The sequence below is a fragment of the Luteitalea sp. TBR-22 genome (assembly GCF_016865485.1).
Taxonomy (GTDB): domain Bacteria; phylum Acidobacteriota; class Vicinamibacteria; order Vicinamibacterales; family Vicinamibacteraceae; genus Luteitalea.
Window position 1 is genome coordinate 6,179,290 of sequence record NZ_AP024452.1, and the last position, 14,939, is coordinate 6,194,228.

Sequence of the window (14,939 nt, forward strand, 5' to 3'; positions counted from 1 at the left end):
CTCCCGTTCCGGGGCTACTTCTTGCCGAGCGAGAGCAGGTTGGCCGTCAGCGCGTAGGCGCCGTCGGTGCCGGCGGGCAACTGCCGCCACAAGTTCAGGCCCACGTAGATCCAGCGTCCCTGACCGACCCTGGCCTCGACCAGCGCGCCGCGCTTCGGTCCGGGGTTGTTGGGGAACGGATCGGTCATCTCCACGAGATCGACGTAGCGCTTGTCGGCCGCGTCGGTGCCGAAGAAGTACAGCCCGCGCTCCTGGACCCAGTCCTTCCACGCCGCTTCGCCGATCCTGTTCGGCGTGTTGAACACGGGATGCGTCGGCACGAGCACCGTGACCGGCGCGTTCTCGTCGGTCACGCGGTCGGCCGTGAACCGGCCGAACGGCCCGGCCTGCGCGGCGGGGCGACCGACCGTGCCCGGATACGGCCCGTACTGCGCCTCGTTGAACTCGAACTTGTTGTACTGGACGATGACGGTGCCGCCCTTGGCCGCGTAGTCGAGCAGCCGCTGGTTGTAGGCCCGCAGGTCGCCCCGCCGCTCGTAGGCGCGCACCCCGGTCATCACCACCGAGTACTTCGACAGGTCGGCCGACGCCAGCTGCTCGGGCGTGAGGAACTCCACGGTCGCCCCGAGCTGCTCGAGCGCCGGCGGCACCTGGTCGCCCACGCCCATGATGTAGCCCACGGTCACGCCGGTCACCGGCTTCATGTCGAGCACCTTGAGGCTGCCGGTCGCGTCGTGCACCAGGTGACGGCGACGGATGTGCGGATACTCGATGGCCTCGTAGCCCTTCGAGAACGACTCGCCGTCGCGCGTCGCGACGGCCGTGACGTCGTAGCGCCCCGGCTTGACGCCGGCCGGCGGCGTGATGGCGAAGCGCACCTGCCGCGCCTCGTCCTCCCGCGCGAAGGTCACCGTCTCGCTGGCTGGCGAGGCGGTCCAGCCCGCCGGCAGCTGGAGCTTCACGCTGGCCTCTCCACCCTTCTTGCCGTGGTTGATGACGGTGACGTCGAGGTTGCGCGCCAGTCCGCCGCCGGGAAACGCCACCACGTCGGCACCGAGCGTGACCGCGAGCGCCGGCACCACGAGCAGTTCCTGGCGCTTCTCGCCGCTGAACACGTTGCCCTCGTGGCGGAACTGCACCGGGTAGGTCACCACCTGATCCTGGCCGCCGATCGTGAAGGTCACCTTCGCGTTGAAGGGGGTCGGCTCGAAGGGCAGGCCGAACGGCGCGCCCGGATCGAAGTCGTAGTAGTCACGGTCGGGCAGGCGCTTCCAGTACGCGGTGGTCAGCTTCGACCCGGCAGGGACCGTCAGCGTGACATCGCACGCGAACGGCTTCAGGCCCTCGATCGGCCCGGACGCGCAGGCCGCGCCGCCCTCGAAGCCGGTGAACTCGACGTTCTTCACCGCGACGCCGTCACCGGCGCCCGCGAAGGCGCGCAACGTCAGCTTCGTGCCCTGCCCGCCGACCACGAGCCCGTCGTCTGCGAGCAGGTCCACCTTGAGACCGGCCGCAAGGCGCAGGGCCTCCTCGGCCTGGCGCTCCTTCTGCGCGAGACGCATGTCGACCTCGTACCGCGCGCCCTCGTCAGGGTGCATGTTGCCCAGCTGCGCACGCAGCGCGCGAATGGTGACCAGCACCTGCGGCAGCGCCGCGCGGGCGCCAGCGACGCCCTTCGACTCGAAGGCGAGCTGCGCGTTGCGCACCTGGCCCTCGAGCGACTCGATGGCGAGGCCGAGCGCCGGGGACCCGCCGCGACCGTACGCGGCGAGGCTGCGCAGGCCGGTGTCGATGCCGGCGAAGAGGTCCTTGTTCTGCTCGGCCTTCGGCAGCGTGAGCACCGTGTCCTCGAGGACGTAGCCGCGCGGCTGGGCGGCCGGCAGGCTCACCAGCTGCGGCATGCCCTGGCACATGTGCATGCTGCGCGCCTCGCTCCCGATCTCGTTGTAGGTGCGGCCGAGCAACGGGTCGAAGGCGTGGCCGTCGACGCGGCAGATGGCCTCGGCGGGCACGTTGGCGACGTTGGGGCCGAATCCGCCCGTGTAATAGAACTTCTTCGCCTGCCAGGGACGCAGCCCCCTGGCGATCTGCTCCGGGAACTTCGCCGGATCGGCTGCCGCGCGGAACGCCTCCGCGCTGATGTTGGACGAGGCCTGGTGGTGCTGGCCGCCGCCCTGGGTGTGGTCCCACACGAAGCCGACGATGACGTCGGGCCTGATGGTGCGAATCCAGTAGACGTAGTCCTCGAGGATCTTCTCGCGGTGCCACCGCTGGAACGTCTCGTCGCGGCTGAACGAGAAGCCGAAGTCCACCGCGCGCGCGAAGTACTGCTCGGCGCCGTCGACGCGGTGCGCGGCCAGCAGTTCCTCGGTGCGCAGCACGGCCAGCGACTCGAAGATCTCGGGGCCGATCTCGTTCTGGCCGCCGTTGCCGCGCGTCGCCGTGACCAGCGTGGTGCGCATGCCGCGCTCGTACCGGTAGCGGGCCAGCAGCGCGTTGTTCTCGTCGTCGGGGTGCGCGGTGGTCATCATCAACGACCCGACGGTGCCGAGCTCGCGCAGCTTCAGGCCGAGCGCGGAGTGATCCGGCAGTTCGGCGATCGGACGGAATCGATACTGCGTGTGCGCAGGGACGGTGAGGGCGAGCACGATCGCCGCGAAGGCGACGGCCGCGAAGGAACGGATTCTGGGCATGGGCATGGCGTGAAGAATGGCGAGGTACGGCTCAGGTGAAATCTATCACCGCAGATACGACACGGGGGCGAGGAAGTCTCCCCGCCCCCATGAGTGGTTCGTTCAGGCCGATGGGCGGTCGATCGGAGCGGAGAGGGACCGCTCGGCGAGCGGTTCCTACCAAAGCGCCGTCCGACTGCCGACTGCCGACTGCCGGCAGCCGGCTGCCGACTCACGGCGCGGTCGGAGACCGCGCCCTACCTCAGAAGTAGAACTTGAAGCCGAGCTGGAACTGGCGCTGCTCGTAGCCGGCCGTCGGCTGCAGCTCGTCGGTGCTGGTCGGCAGCGTGCCCGTCGGCACGCCGAGCGCGTTGGTCGGGATGATGCGGTTGACCGCCGAGGTCTGCACCGTGTTGAACAGGTTCTTGAACTCCGCCGCGATCTCGAGGCGCCGGTTGCCGCCGAACGGGATGAACCGCGAGAAGCGGGCATCGACGTTGTAGCGCGCCGGCAGGTACAGCGAGTTGCGGCCGACGAACAGCGGCCGGTCGGCGAGCACGCCGTCGTTGTTCAGGTCGGTGCCGCTGCGCAGGTTCACGGGCAGGCCCGAGTTGAACTGCAGCATCAGCCCGAGCTGGTTGTCGTTGACGATCGCGCCGACGACGCCGTCGACGTCGAAGCGGGGCTGCAGGACGACGCTGCCGGCGAAGCTGTGACGCGTGTCGAGGGCGTTGACACCGCGGTCGCGCTCGAGATCGGTCGGGTCCATCACGCCATCGTCGCCCTGCACCGCGAGCGCGGTGGTCAGGGGCGCGTTGTCGGTGCCCTTGCCGAGCGTGTAGTTGACGTCGAACTGGATGCCGTTGCTCAGGCGCTTGCCGAACTGCAGCATCAGGGCGTTGTAGGTCGAGTCACCCACCGACTGCACGACGTTGATCTGGTTGAAGCGCGGGTCGAGGCGGGTGTCGGCATTGACCGCCGTGCTGAACACGGGGCGGCCGTCGGCCAGCGTGCTCACCGGGTTGATCGGGTTGATGTTGACGATCACCGGCAGCAGGTCGCCCTGCGTGAGCGTGTAGCCCACCGAGCCGTAGTAGTTCTGGCCGAACGCACGCTCGTAGGTGACGTTGTTCTGCCAGGTGCGCGCCACCTCGAAGTCGGGCGACACGGTGGTGATCGACTGGCGCGGCAGCGTGAAGCCGGGGGGCAGGCTACCGAGCGTCGACGGGAACGCCGGCGCGTTGGCGGCCGTGCCCTGCACCGTCACGTTGACGCGGGCCGGGTTGCCGTTGTTCTGGATGGCCGTCTCGTAGGCGCCGAGCAGCATCTGGTCGTACATGATGCCGCTGCTGGCCCGCAGCACCTGCCGCTTGTCGGCGCCGAACGACCAGGCCAGGCCGAACCGCGGCCCGAGGTTGTTCGAGTCGTCGGCGTAGTTCTGCGAGTACAGGAACGGCGCGTTGGGGTCGCCGTCCGGGTAGTTGTAGAAGTCGTAGCGCAGGCCGTAGATGAACTTGAGGTCGTTGGTGACGCGCCAGTCGTCCTGCACGAAGAAGCTGTAGCCCGACGACTTCATCGTGAAGTCGGGGTTGCCGATCAGCTCCTGGTAGTTGGTGTAGCTGCGCGGGTTGGTGCCGTTCCTGGCCGCGAGGTAGGCATCGATGCTCGGGAACGTGTACAGCTGCAGCAGCGTCGAGGTGCGGCTGTCGTTGATGAGCTGGATGTCACCGCCGAACTTGTAGCTGTGGTTGCCACGCAGGTAGGTGAAGTTGTTCACCACCTGGAAGATGCCCTGCTCGAAGCCGAAGCCGGCGTCGGCGGCCGTCGCGATGGGGCCACCGAAGTTCGCGATGCCGGGGATGTTGATCGCCGGGCCGGTGCCCGACAGTTCATTGCCGCCACGGCTCTGCACGCGCCGGGCGTACTGCACGCGCAGCTCGTTGAGCATCTTGCTGCCGAACGACGACACGAGCTGCCCCGACGTGCTCTCCATCGCGTCGAGGAAGTCGGTGGTGCGCTCGATGCTCGTGAGGCCGCCGCCGATGTTGTTGGGCGAGTCGTTGCGGAAGATGATCGTGCGGCCGGTCAGGCGGTGCGCCGGGTTGATCTGGTAATCGGCCTTGCCGATGAAGAACCGGGCCGTCTGCTCGCGCGGCACCACGGCCGGCTGGGCCGCCAGGCCGATACGCGCGGCGTTCTCGGGCAGGATCGTGATGACGCTCTGCGACGACAGATCGCGGTACGTGCTCTCGAAGCCGGTGAAGAAGTGCAGCCTGTCCTTGACGATCGGGCCGCCGAGTTCGGCGGTCAGCGTGTCGACCTTGGTGTCCGGACGACGGTCCTCGGTGCGCGGCCCCTGGAAGAAGAACGGGAACGCGCTGAAGGACTTGCGACGGAAGCGGTAGGCGCCCGCGCCGCGGAACTGGTTGGTGCCCGACGGCGTGATCGCGTTGTACACCAGGCCGGTCGTCTGCCCGAACTCCGGCGCGTAGCCGCTGGTCACGACCTTCACCTCACGCACCATCACTTCCGACACCGGCAGCAGGCGCAGGCCGGCGCGGTCCTTCTGCGTGTTGGTGTTGCCGTCGATCTGGTAGTTGATGCGCAGCAGCGTGCCGTTGGCGCTGAAGCGCGGCACGCCGAACTCGGAGTTCTCGAAACCGGTCACGCCCGGCTGGAGCAACGCGAAGTTGTACGGGTTGCGCGACACCAGCGGCAGGTTCTTGACCTCGTTCTCGTTCAGGTTGCGGCCGGTGTCGACCTTGGCCGTGTCGACGACAGGCGCGTCGGCCGTCACCGAGATCGTCTCGTTGAGGTCACCGACCTCGAGCTTCACGTTGACGGCCGCCGTCTGGCCCGCGCCGACGGTGACGCCCGTCTGCTCGAACTTCTTGAAGCCCTGCAGCTCGGCGACGACGCGGTACGTGCCGAGCGGCAGCAGCGTGGCGCGATACAGGCCGTTCTCGTTGGTGACCACTGAACGGACCGTGCCGGTGTCGGTGTTGGTCACCGTGATCGTCACCCCGGGCAGCACGCCACCGGAGTTGTCCGACACCGTCCCTTCGATGGTGCCGTTGACGGCCGTGGCCTGCGCGAACGCCGGCGCGGCGGCGAACCCGGCGAACCACACAAGGAAAAGGGCAGCGACGCAGAGCGCGTGCCACGGCCGGGGGGAGGTCGTCCGTGCGGACAGCATGAGTATCGTGACTCCTCGTTGGATTCCTGGATACGTAAGGATGCGGGGCGCCTCCAGAGGAGACGCCCTTGGGCGAGTATACGGTCCCGCTCGGCCGCTCGTTGCGCTATGTCGGGGATCGCGGATCGGGAGTCGGGAGTCGGGAGTCGGGAGTCGGGGAGCGGGGGTCGGGAGTCGGGAGTCGGGAGTCGGGGGTCGGGCGGGCCGGGCGCCGAACAGCGGGCTACCGCGGCGTGACGATCAGCGCGTCGCTCACCGGGCGGGGTCCCGTCACGTCCGACGGCCGGTTCACCACCGTCCCGCCCACCACCATGGTCGTCGAGCCGCCACCGTCGAGGTTGAGCGCATCGACGGCGCCGATCCTCGCCAGCAGGACCATCAGGTCCGGAAACGTCGCGCCGGTCGCGAGCGGCTGGCGGCCGTCCACCGTGATCAGCCAGACCAGCCCCTGCCCGTCGCACGCAATCACCGTGCGCGGGTGCGTCGTCGTCTCGAAGCCCGGGGTGAGGCGCTCCATGGACCGGTCGGCGACCGGCCGACCGCCCCGCAGGAGCAGGCCGGCGCCGCCGACGATGGTGCGGGCGCGCATCCAGTCGCGCACGCGGCTCCCGCTGACGACGGTGAGTGCTTCGCGTACCTGCACCGACGAGGCCCGCGCGAGCCCGCCGAGGGCGTCGGGCGCCGCGGCGCCGCCGTATGACAGGACATACCCCGACGCGGGAATCGGCGCGTTGCCTGTCGTGACGGGCGGCCCGGCGCGCAACGGGGCGCCACTGAGCACCCACTCGAGTCCCTCGCCCGTGTCGGTGGTCGCCCCGGACGCCGGCGTGTAGAGCACCAGGCGGCGTGGCCCACGGTCGGTGTCCACGCCGTCCACGGGCACGCTGCGCCACTGCGCGCCGGCCTTGAAGCGAAGCCGCACCCGCGCGCTGACCTGGTCGAACAGCAGCGTGGCACCGGCGGCCCCGTCGAGCAGGGCGACGGCGCCCCGTGCACGGCCGGTGTCGCTCAGCAACCGGCCGTCGATCCTGAGGACCCCGTTCGGATCGCCGTCGGGAGCGAAGAAGCCGGCGTTGACGGCCGCGAGGGCACCCGTCCGCGCCGCTATGGCCTGAACGGTCGCCCGGGCCGGGATCTCGCCCGTGGCCAGTGCCGAGCCCAGACGGACCCGGCGCGTGTCGAGCCTGAGCAACCGCAGCGATCGCGGCGCCTCCTTGCCTGCCAGCGCCATGGGTCCTTCGAGGCGGTACAGGTCGACGCCGGGCGCGACGACGGTGGGCGCGCCCAGCCAGGCGAGGTCGGGCACCGGCGCGGACGTGCGGGCGGCCTCGGGCCACGCGGCAATCAGGCCGCACAGGAGCAGAATGGGCAGACGCACGGGGGAATCATAGTGGCCGAGACCGACATCGCGCGCCTGATCGACGAGCTCAACGCCCAGCACTCGACCGCCGGCGACGTGTCGGCACGGCTCGTCTCCCCGGCCGTCGAGACCGACGCCGACGACGACGTGGCCGCGGCCGACCGGGACCAGTCGCGCGAGGAGCCGAGGCGAGGCGACGCGGGGGCCGGCCCGGCCCCGAGGCTCGAGGCCTGGCTGCGCGAGGTGGTGCGCAGACAAGGATCCGACCTGCTGCTCGTGTCGCAGGCGCCGCCGTCGGCCCGCGTGGAGAAGCGGGTGGTGCCGATCGGCGAGGACGTGCTCGACGGCGCGGCAATCGAGCGCGCCGTGCTGCCGGCGTTGCCGCCGCACGCGCGGGAGGCCTATGCGCGCGACGGCATCGCCGATGCGTCGTTCGGGCTCGAAGGCGTCGGGCGGTTCCGCGTCAACCTGCACCGGGAGCGCGGGCGCGCCGCGGCGACCATTCGCGCGCTGCCGCGAGCGGTGCCGCGGCTCTCGTCACTCGATCTGCCGGCGCAGGTCGAGCAGCTCGCCCACCTGACGCGCGGCCTCGTGCTGATCGGCGGCGGCACCGGGTCGGGCAAGTCGACGACCCTGGCAGCGCTGGTCGACGAGATCAACCGTCGCGAGGCGCGGCACGTCATCACGATCGAGGACCCCATCGAGTACGAGCACGCGCACCGGCGCTCGATCGTCGAGCAGGTGGAGATCGGCGTCGACGCGCCCGACTATCCCACGGCGCTGCGTGCCGCGCTACGGCAGATGCCCGACGTGCTCGTGGTCGGCGAGATGCGCGATCCGGAGTCGATGCGCCTGGCGCTCACCGCCGCGGAGACGGGACACCTGGTCATCTCGACGCTGCACACGACCGACGTGACCTCGACCGTCGCGCGCATCGCCGACTCGTTCCCGGTCGAGCGTCAGGCGACGATCCGGCAGGAGATCTCGCTCGCGCTGAGCGCGGTGCTGATCCAGACGCTGCTCCCCCGCAGGTCCGGCGGGCTGGTGCCGGCCGTGGAACTGCTGATGGTGCAGTACGGCGCGCGACAGCACGTGCGCAAGAACCAGTTGCACCACCTGCACCAGGAGATCTCGCTGACGCGCCGCTTCGGGTCGGTGACGTTCGAGGAATCGCTGGCGACCCTCGTGCGCGGCGGCCACATCGGCATGGAGGCCGCCCTCGAACGCGCGGCGCATCCCGAGGAGCTCGGGCGGTTGCTGGAGGGGATGTAAGGGCTCAGGGCTTTGGGCTCAGGGCTCGGGGGCTCAAGGCTCAAGGCTCAAGGCTCAGAGAGCATTCTGGCGGGTGTGGGCGTCGGCGCTGGCCGACGCACCGCCACCGTCACGAGCATCGGCCGATGACGAGGAAGCGGGCCGGCTCGGCGGGCTGGAGGGTGATCGGGGCCGTGCCGCGCTGGTGTGCCTCGCGCAGCAAGGCGAGGGCCTGCCGGAGTCCGCGGGCCGCGGCGATCGGGTCGCGCGCCGCCGCAGCTTCGGCGGCCAGGGCCTGCTGCGTCACTTCCCACCAGTTCCAGTCACCGGCCTTGTCGAGCCGCTCGGAGAGGCGGCGCGTCGCGAGCACGCGGCCGACGCCCTCGCTCCGCATGGCCGCCTCGGTCGCGTCTGCTGCCGCGAGTGCCTCCGCGGCGGCGCCGCGACGACGATCGCGCAGCTGCCGCAACTCGAAGGCCGCGTCGCCGCTGGCCCCGACGGCCTCGGGATTGCCGTGGGCGATGTCGTCACCCCGGACGACGAGGTGGACGCGGACCGTCAAGGGGCCGCGGGTCGCATCGCCGGTCACGGCCACGTTCACGGTCTCGCCCGGATCGAGCTGTGACTCCTCGAGGGGCATGTGGAACCGATCGCGCCAGCCGTCGTGCGCGGCGATCGTCGTGTGACGCGTCTCCTCGCTGCGCACGCTCACCCGCCAGGCCTCGATGGGCACGGTGCCGACGTTGCGCAGGTGCAACTGGCACGCGCCGAAGGCGTTGGCGCCGACCCACGCCTCGAGTGGCCCGACCCGCGCCGTCTCGCCCTGCACTTGCGCGTGCGCGGTCAGACTCGCGAGCAGGACCGACGCCAGCACGAAGGCCGATGGCCGTTTGAGGGACGCCGGCACCGCTGCCCCTACGGCTTCATGCCCGCGTCCATTGCGGGGTTGCGATCGTGGAAGTCGAAGGGCCGCAGCGCGAATTCGTGCCACAGCACCGGCATCACCGGCCATTCCTCGGCGCGCACCATGTGGTGCATGCCGAACGTGTACCAGAGCACGACGTCGGTGTCGGAGATCGACCGGTTCCCCTTCGTCCATGCCGGCAGTCCCTGGCCCGGCGTGCTGAGCGTCGGGTAGTCGCCGGCGGCGTACCGTTCTCCCGCCGCGTACGGCGTCACCCACAGGTGGTGGTCGATGAAGCCGGCGCGCTGCCGGGCGGCCTCGTCGGGCGCGAGCAACGTGTGAATCGAGTGCGCCGGCATCAACTGGTAACTGGCGGGATACCCGACGTGGTTCTGGCGCGTGCCGGTGACGCGCCACAGCGACGGCTTGTGCATGTCCATCGTCAGCTTCGCGTCCTGCTCCGACGTGACCGGCCTGGTCTCGGTGACCCAGATGCTGCGGCGAGGGTGTCCCGGCGGCAGCGTCTTGGCGACGATCTCGTCGCGCACGAAGCGGTTGGTGGCGCCGTCCACGTCCATGTCGAGGCGGAAGTTGAAGTAGTGGTCGTGATTGACGGCGACGACGTTCGGCTCGACGAAGCGCCCGTAGGCGTCGGCGCGCGAGTCGGCGCCATTGGTACCGGCTACCCTTGCGTCCTTCGCACCCGCCATCTTGGTCTCGACGATGCCTGTGGCGCCGAGACTGACCTTGATCTGGCCGTCCGGGAGGAAGCGCCAGTCGACCACGTAGTCGTAGTTGCCGATCATGGCGACCATGCGCACCACCAGCTCGCGCTGCGGGCGCCCCTCCGTGCCGTGGCGCCAGATCATGTCGCCGGCGGTGCGCTCGAACACGCAGGCGACGCGCGGCTTGTCGGTCGGCCAGCCGGCACCTGCCGGGACGACGCTGTCGATGTAGGTGGCGTAGTCGGGGCAGTCGATGCCCGGCGAGAGCGTGTCGGCCAGTCCACCGGCGGAGAACTCACCGGCGTCGATGAACGTGCGCACGTACCAGTCCTTCTGCGGCGACATGTAGGGCACGAAGATCTCCGAGAGGTGGCCCTGGTACATGACCGGCCGCTCGCGATCGCCGTCCTTCCACGTGGCGGTGGAGATGATCACGCCGACGCGCGAGTCGGGGCGGACGTGGAAGCGCCAGCGGTCCCAGGTGATCACGTGTCCGTCCATCGTGAAGGCCGGCCCGTTCGGCTGCCGCACCTCGAGTGGCGCGCCGAACTCGCGGAGCTTGCCGAACGCGGCCCGATCGAAGTCGTTGCCGCCGGCCGGAACCGGCACCGACTCGTCGTCGACGAACTCGAGGATCTCCTTCGCGTGCATGTCCATCACGACGCTCAGGCCCTCGATGCGGCGCGCCCAGGTGTTGCGGTAGCCCGAGCGCAGCCGGCACGACAGGACGCCGATGCGCTTGCCGACGTACTTCGGCTCGCCGAAGCTGCCCGGCGGCACCGCGATGCAGGTGACGAACTCGCTGCCGGCGATGCCGCGCCGCTTCAGCGCCTCGGCGAAGCGCGGGTCCTTCATCACCTTGCCGACGACCTCGTCGCCGAACTCGCTCTCGGTCCACATCGGCTGCACGCCGGTGCGCTCGGCCCACGACACGAGGCGCTTGCCGGTGACGTCGACGGTGGCCTCGAACACGCTGCGGCCCTGCGCGACGACGACCTCGGCCGACCGCGCGATGGGCATGCCCGGCCTCCAGGCCCAGACCCCGGCCTTGTCCGGTTCCTTCAGCTCGAGGCGCGTGAAGCGCGAGCCGTCGGCGAGCTTCCCTGCCTGCTGCAGGACCTCGAGCACGGTGAAGTGCTCGAGCCGCGTGAGCGGGTCGAGGGGATGGGTGATCGGTTGCGCAGCGGCGGGTCCGGCGAGGGCAAGGGACACGAGTGCGAGCAGGCACAGGACACACGACCAGCGCTTCATCAGACCTCCGCGACGTGAAATGGAACCTGCACAGCTTACAGGTTCCCGTGGAGAAGCGGCCAGTCGTGGCGGCGGTGTCGGCGGCCGGTCCCTATCGATGCCGGTGCTTGCGCAGCAACTCGTAGAGCACCACGCCGCCCGCCGTCGCGACGTTCAGCGATCCCTTGGTGCCGAGCATCGGGACCCGCACGTGCACGTGGCAGCGCGCCAGGAGGTCGCCTGGCAGCCCCTCGACCTCGTGCCCGAACAGCACCGCGACCGGCCAGGTGGGCGTCCAGTCGTACAGGTCGATGGCCGCCGGCGTCGTCTCGATGGCGGCAAGCTGTCCGCCCGACCCGGCGAAGGTGTCCATCCACGCCGGCAGGTCGTCGACGCCGACCCACGGCACGCTGTCCTCGGCGCCGAGCGCAGTCTTGGCAATCTCCTTGCGGGGCGGACGCGCCGTGATGCCCGACAGGACCACCTGCGCGACGCCGGCGCCGTCGGCCGTACGGAAGAAGGACCCGACGTTGTACAGGCTGCGCACCTGGTGGAGGACGACGTGGACGGGGAGCATGGGGACGGCAGTCGGCAGTCGGCAGTCGGCAGTCGCGGATCGCGGCGACAGCGTACGCGAATCCTGGCGCCGGGCACCGGGCACCGGGCACCGGGCACCGGGCACCGGGCACCGGGCACCGGGAAACGGTGTAGCTGCCGGCCTTGGCCGGCAGTCAGGTTCAGGGCGCACGGCCCGTCGGCCAGGGCCGACGGCGACGCTGTGGCCCAGGCGCCCTGGCCCTGAAGCATGCTCTCTGAGCCTTGAGCCTTGAGCCTTGAGCCCTGAGCCGTAAGCCTGTTCTACACTCCGCGGATGCAGCCTCTCAAGGCCTGCGCCAGCCTGGTGGCGCTCGTCGTGGCCGGGCTCGGCGTCGTGCTCTCGGCGCAGCCGGCGGCCAGGCGGCCGAACATCCTGTTCCTGTTCGCCGACGACATGCGCGCCGACACGATCGCCGCGCACGGCAATCCGCGCATCCACACGCCGACGCTCGACGACCTCGCCCGTCGCGGCTTCAGCTTCCGCGAGGCCCACGTGTTCGGGGGCGACAGCGGCGCCGTGTGCGTGGCCAGCCGCGCCATGCTGATGACCGGGCGCACGCTCTTCCACGTGCAGACGTCGACGATGGGCGACGCCCCCTTGTTGCCGGAAGTGCTCGGCAAGGCCGGGTACGCGACCTTCGGCACCGGCAAATGGCACAACGGCGAGGCCTCGTGGCTGCGTGCCTTCCAGCGCGGGCGCACCGTGATGTTCGGCGGGATGTCGGACCACACGAAGGTGCCGGTCAAGGACCTCGGCGCCGACGGCCGCCTCACCCCGGTGCGGGTCGCGACGACGTTCTCGAGCGAGCTGTTCGCCGACTCGGTCATCGACTTCCTGCGGTCCTACAAGGACCCGGCGCCGTTCTTCGCGTACGTGGCGTTCACCGCGCCCCACGACCCGCGGCAGCCGCCGGCGCCGTTCGCGCAGCGCTACTACGACGCGCTGCCGCCGCTGCCGCCGGACTTCCTGCCCCAGTTCCCGTTCGACAACGGCGGGGTGCGTGGCGAGAAGGGCCAGATGCGCGACGAGAACCTCGCACCCTGGCCGCGACCCGAGCGGATGATCCGCGAGCAGATCGCCGAGTACTACGGCATGGTCACGCACCTCGACGGCCAGATCCGCCGCGTGCTCGACGCGCTCGAGGCCACCGGCCGCGCCCGCGACACCATCGTCGTCTTCGCCGCCGACAACGGCCTCGCGCTCGGCAGCCACGGGCTGCTCGGCAAGCAGAGCGTCTTCGAACACAGCACGCGCGTGCCCATGATCATCGTCGGCCCCGGCATTCCGGCCGGCGGCCAGAGCCGGGCGCTGACCTACCTCCACGACCTGTACCCGACGCTGGCGTCGCTGGCCGGCGTGGCCGCGCCTGTTGGTCTCGACGGCGCCTCGCTGCAGCCGGTGTGGCAGGACCGCGGCACGCCTCGGGACTCGCTCTTCACGGTGTACACGAAGACCCAGCGCGCCGTTCGCGACGCCCGGTGGAAGCTGATCGCCTACCCGGCGCTCGGACACCTGCAGTTGTTCGACCTGCAGTCCGATCCACACGAGATCACCGACCTTGCCACGCAGCCGGCGAGGGCGGGCGAGATCGCGCGCCTGCGGGCGCTGATGGCCGCGTGGCAGGCGAGGATGGGCGACACCGTGCCGATTCCCACGACCAACGTCAGGCCACCGGCCCTCGATCTCACCGGCGCGCCGCGCACGCCGGACCAGTGGCAGCCCGAATGGATCGTGAAGAAGTATTTCGGGGGGTGACTGGATTGGGGATCGGGGGCCGGGAGGCGGGGGCCGTGATTCAGGCCTCCGTGCCACCCGAGACCGCAGAGCGCGTCAGCGCACCGTGACGTGGGGGCGGGCCGTCTCGACGACGAAGCGCGCGCTGGCGCGGGCCGCGATGGCGTCGGCCTTCTTGTAGAAGTCGGACGGCGTGAGGTCCTCGGCGCCGTAGAACGCGAGCTCCCGGTCCCGCCGCAGCCCGCGCGAGATCTCGGCGAGTCGGGCCACGGCCGGCACCACATCGGCAGGCAGCCGCGCCTGCTCCGCCATGAGCACGTCGGCGACGTCGTGGATGCGAGGCGGCTCCACGCCGCTGGCGCGCAGGAGGCCCTTCAACGCCAGCTCGACGATCTCCTGCGATTCACGGACCACGTCGGCCCAGCTCTCTGCCTTGAAGAGCGTGTCCACGGCGAGCAGACGCGCGGCGGCGCGGCGGAGGTGGTCGGCCGCGAGGTCCCGGTTCTGCATCAGGCGGCCTCCGTCCAGTACGGCTGCCCATGCGCGGTCTTGCGGACGAAGCGCCCCTGCGCGATGGCCCGCCGGACCTCGATCAGCGTCGCCGACACGGCGCCGGACCGGTCGTCGAGCACGACGCCCTCGACGGCGAGCTCGCACCAGAGGCTGCCGGGGCCGCGCGCGGCATCGGGCAGGTGGACGAAGTGCGCATCCACCGGTCGGCCGTCCCATGCGGGCGACGAGGCATCCCATTCCCGATACAGGTCGCGCGTCAGCGGGAGCGATCGGGCGACCACGACCATCACGTCGACGTCGGACGAGTCACGGGCCTCGCCACGCACCCATGACCCGTGCGCGATGACCCCGACGAGGTGCGTGCCCGCAACCACCGCGGCGGTCGCCAGGACCGCGGCAATCGACCGTCGGTGCGTCGCCATGACGTCAGGCCCGGCGAGCCGCTGCACGCAGTACTCGTTCAGCGACGCGTCCTCGGCTGCGGCCTGTACCGCGAGCCGGCGATGGAGGTCCGCCGGCAACCGCAGCAGGAACGGCACGGGGCCGTGGCGGGTGGAGCCCTCTCCGGCGCGGGTGGGCGGGCGGCGAGCCACGCTGCGATGGTATCACTCGAACAACTGTAGTGATATCACCAGGGTCCGCGGCATGTGCAGCCGTGTCCGGCTGGACGGCAGGGCCGTCGCCCCCCGCCCGATGGCGCAGCCGACCGCGCGAGGGTGTCGGCGCTCACGCCGCTGGTGGGCGCGTCGCTGCGGC

General features: G+C 70.6%; 10 protein-coding genes. 2 read left to right on the top strand and 8 right to left on the bottom strand.

The window, feature by feature from the left end:
• Positions 1 to 14: 14 nt before the first annotated feature.
• The 3 genes from TBR22_RS25485 to TBR22_RS25495 all read right to left on the bottom strand — a co-directional run bounded on the left by TBR22_RS25485 (position 15) and on the right by TBR22_RS25495 (position 7,246).
• Positions 15 to 2,693, bottom strand: a complete 2,679-nt coding sequence (locus tag TBR22_RS25485; protein ID WP_239490662.1) for a PIG-L family deacetylase — start codon at positions 2,691 to 2,693, stop codon at positions 15 to 17.
• A 241-nt stretch (positions 2,694 to 2,934) separates the two neighbouring features.
• Positions 2,935 to 5,868, bottom strand: coding sequence for a TonB-dependent receptor (locus TBR22_RS25490; protein ID WP_239490663.1), 2,934 nt, complete (start codon positions 5,866 to 5,868; stop codon positions 2,935 to 2,937).
• Positions 5,869 to 6,091: 223 nt separating this feature from the next.
• The gene (locus TBR22_RS25495) at positions 6,092 to 7,246 is read right to left on the bottom strand and encodes a phosphodiester glycosidase family protein (protein WP_239490664.1); all 1,155 of its coding nucleotides are present in this window, start codon (positions 7,244 to 7,246) and stop codon (positions 6,092 to 6,094) included.
• Between the two features lie 12 nt (positions 7,247 to 7,258).
• Here TBR22_RS25495 and TBR22_RS25500 point away from each other — a divergent pair, with 12 nt between their 5' ends.
• Positions 7,259 to 8,500, top strand: coding sequence for a type IV pilus twitching motility protein PilT (locus tag TBR22_RS25500; RefSeq protein WP_239490665.1), 1,242 nt, complete (start codon positions 7,259 to 7,261; stop codon positions 8,498 to 8,500).
• A 109-nt stretch (positions 8,501 to 8,609) separates the two neighbouring features.
• Here the strand turns inward: TBR22_RS25500 and TBR22_RS25505 are convergent, their stop codons facing one another.
• The 3 genes from TBR22_RS25505 to TBR22_RS25515 form a co-directional block, all read right to left on the bottom strand.
• Entirely contained in the window at positions 8,610 to 9,386 is a 777-nt protein-coding gene (locus tag TBR22_RS25505) for a hypothetical protein (RefSeq protein ID WP_239490666.1), read from the bottom strand.
• A gap of 8 nt (positions 9,387 to 9,394) precedes the next feature.
• Complete coding sequence (locus tag TBR22_RS25510) at positions 9,395 to 11,359, bottom strand: hypothetical protein (RefSeq protein WP_239490667.1); 1,965 nt, start codon at positions 11,357 to 11,359, stop codon at positions 9,395 to 9,397.
• Between the two features lie 91 nt (positions 11,360 to 11,450).
• Positions 11,451 to 11,915, bottom strand: a complete 465-nt coding sequence (locus TBR22_RS25515; protein WP_239490668.1) for a TrmH family RNA methyltransferase — start codon at positions 11,913 to 11,915, stop codon at positions 11,451 to 11,453.
• Positions 11,916 to 12,209: 294 nt separating this feature from the next.
• Here TBR22_RS25515 and TBR22_RS25520 point away from each other — a divergent pair, with 294 nt between their 5' ends.
• On the top strand, positions 12,210 to 13,691 hold the full coding sequence (locus TBR22_RS25520; protein WP_239490669.1) for a sulfatase-like hydrolase/transferase: 1,482 nt from the start codon (positions 12,210 to 12,212) through the stop codon (positions 13,689 to 13,691).
• 75 nt (positions 13,692 to 13,766) lie between these two features.
• Here the strand turns inward: TBR22_RS25520 and TBR22_RS25525 are convergent, their stop codons facing one another.
• Positions 13,767 to 14,180 (bottom strand): HEPN domain-containing protein, encoded by a 414-nt coding sequence (locus TBR22_RS25525; protein ID WP_239490670.1) that lies wholly within the window; start codon positions 14,178 to 14,180, stop codon positions 13,767 to 13,769.
• On the bottom strand, positions 14,180 to 14,776 hold the full coding sequence (locus TBR22_RS25530) for a toxin-antitoxin system HicB family antitoxin (protein ID WP_239490671.1): 597 nt from the start codon (positions 14,774 to 14,776) through the stop codon (positions 14,180 to 14,182). The genes TBR22_RS25525 and TBR22_RS25530 overlap by 1 nt, the downstream gene beginning before the upstream one ends.
• Positions 14,777 to 14,939 lie beyond the last annotated feature (163 nt).

Bases quoted from the DNA above. Each gene is read 5' to 3' on its own strand.
- TBR22_RS25490 (WP_239490663.1), bottom strand. From the start codon at position 5,868: ATGCTGTCCGCACGGACGACCTCCCCCCGGCCGTGGCACGCGCTCTGC.
- TBR22_RS25510 (WP_239490667.1), bottom strand. From the start codon at position 11,359: ATGAAGCGCTGGTCGTGTGTCCTGTGCCTGCTCGCACTCGTGTCCCTT.
- TBR22_RS25525 (WP_239490670.1), bottom strand. From the start codon at position 14,180: ATGCAGAACCGGGACCTCGCGGCCGACCACCTCCGCCGCGCCGCCGCG.
- TBR22_RS25485 (WP_239490662.1), bottom strand. From the start codon at position 2,693: ATGCCCAGAATCCGTTCCTTCGCGGCCGTCGCCTTCGCGGCGATCGTG.
- TBR22_RS25520 (WP_239490669.1), top strand. From the start codon at position 12,210: ATGCAGCCTCTCAAGGCCTGCGCCAGCCTGGTGGCGCTCGTCGTGGCC.
- TBR22_RS25515 (WP_239490668.1), bottom strand. From the start codon at position 11,915: ATGCTCCCCGTCCACGTCGTCCTCCACCAGGTGCGCAGCCTGTACAAC.